Here is a 1,848-nt window from a genome sequence, read left to right on the forward strand (position 1 = left end):
ATTTGAATCCCAATGCATATCTTAATTAAATCATATGAAAGATCTTTCGTTTAAGAAAAGCTTACTCTATTTTAGTGTTATTTTAATAGTATTAGAGTTGTTGTTGTACAAAGATTTTATTTTTGGTGAATATTATTTTTTGTACAAAGATTTAGGTGACGATATTTATAATGTTGGTTACCCAGAACTATATTCAAAAATGGAAGCCCTTAAAAAAGGATATCTTCCTACTTTTAGTTTTCATACAGCATTAGGAGAGAATAAATATCCGTTCGCCATTGAGCCCATTGCTCTAACTGTAACCTATTTGTTCTTTAAAAATGACATTGCAAGTGCTTTCATTTGGATGCAGTTGATTTATACTTTTCTTGCTGGCTTTTTCTTGTTTGTCTTTTTTAGAAAAAAAGGAATCCATATTTTGGCTGCCGGAATTGGGAGTGTTTTGTTTGCTTTTAGTGGCTATATGGTTGGTTGCAGTACCTGGTACCTAGTACAGTTTTCTAACGATATGATGCTTTTTGCTTTGTTTCTTCTATCCCTTCATTATTTTCAAGAAAACAAAAAAGTCTATCTCCTCTCAATCACAACTGCACTGATTGCAATGGCGTATACTTCTATAATACTTTATTTTGCATTCCTTTTAGCAGTAATTTATCTTCTTGTTAATTATGATTCCAACAAATCTCTAAAATTAAGTTTACAGCAGTTCGCAAAAATCGGCTTTGCTGGTTTGTTAGGCTTAGGACTTGCAAGCTTCATACTTTTAAGTAATCTTCATCAGATGCTAAACAGTCCAAGAGGTAAAGGCATGTATCCACTTATGGATGAATTAAAGCAAACTCCACTTCAAATCGCTGAAAAACCTGAGCTTGCCACTTCTTTTTTACGACTTTTTTCGAATAACTTACAAGGGATTGCTGAAAATTACCAGGGTTGGTACAACTATTTTGAAGCACCATTTTTATATTCAAGTTTGGTGGTTCTGTTGCTTATACCGCAACTTTTTCATTTTATTGATAGGCGAAAGCGACTAATTTATGGAGGAATTTTATTCTTTTTCATGTTAATAATTGCAGTTCCTCTTTTCCGACATTCTCTCTGGTTATTTACAGGCAACTATTACAGAATGATTGGAATGTTAGCAACTATTGTTTTTATTTACTTCGCCACAATGTCTCTTGACTTTGTAATCAAGCAAGAGAAGGTTTATTTTAAAACACTTCTTTTGACAATTATTGGTTTTCTTACACTTTTACTTGCACTTAAAAGCCAAATAGCGATAGACGCTTCTCCAAGTGTCTTTATTGTGATTTCTTTCCTAATCGTTTATTTTACCTTGCTATATTTTTTTGGCAAAAAACGCTTGATTAATTATTTTCCACATCTATTAGTAGGATTTATTGTTTTGGAGATTTTCATTTTTGCAGCGCCAACCCTACAAGATAGAATGCTTGTCACAAAAGATGATGTGAAAGTAGGTAAAGGCTTTTTTGATGCTACTAAAAGTATTATCAAAGATATCAAACAAAAAGATTCTTCATTTTTTAGAGTGGAAAAAGATTTTTTTTCTGGTAATTCAAGAGTTTATAGCTATAATGAAGCACAAATTCAAGGTTTTTATGGGAGTTCAGGCTACTGGGCTTTTCACAATTCCAATTACATAGCATTCCTAAAAAGTATAGATACCCTTAATTACAAAAAAGAAATCGGCTCGAGATATGTGAGAGGAATTCGAGAAATACCTGAAGCTATGCAATTGTGTGGGGTAAAGTATTTTATTTCTAATCAAGATAGCCTAAAAAAGAATCAAGGCGAATTTGAATTTTTAAAATCGATAAATGGTTATTC

Annotated in this window: 1 protein-coding gene; it reads left to right on the top strand. The window is 32.0% G+C overall.

Going from position 1 to position 1,848, the window contains the following annotated elements:
• Positions 1-418: 418 nt before the first annotated feature.
• The coding region (locus L1S34_RS14700; RefSeq protein ID WP_441316735.1) for a hypothetical protein at positions 419-1,848 on the top strand (1,430 nt) is incomplete at its 3' end.

Origin of the sequence: Flavobacterium sp. K77, assembly GCF_021608205.1 — a bacterium.
In the GTDB taxonomy this organism is placed as follows: Bacteria; Bacteroidota; Bacteroidia; order Flavobacteriales; family Flavobacteriaceae; genus Flavobacterium; species Flavobacterium turcicum.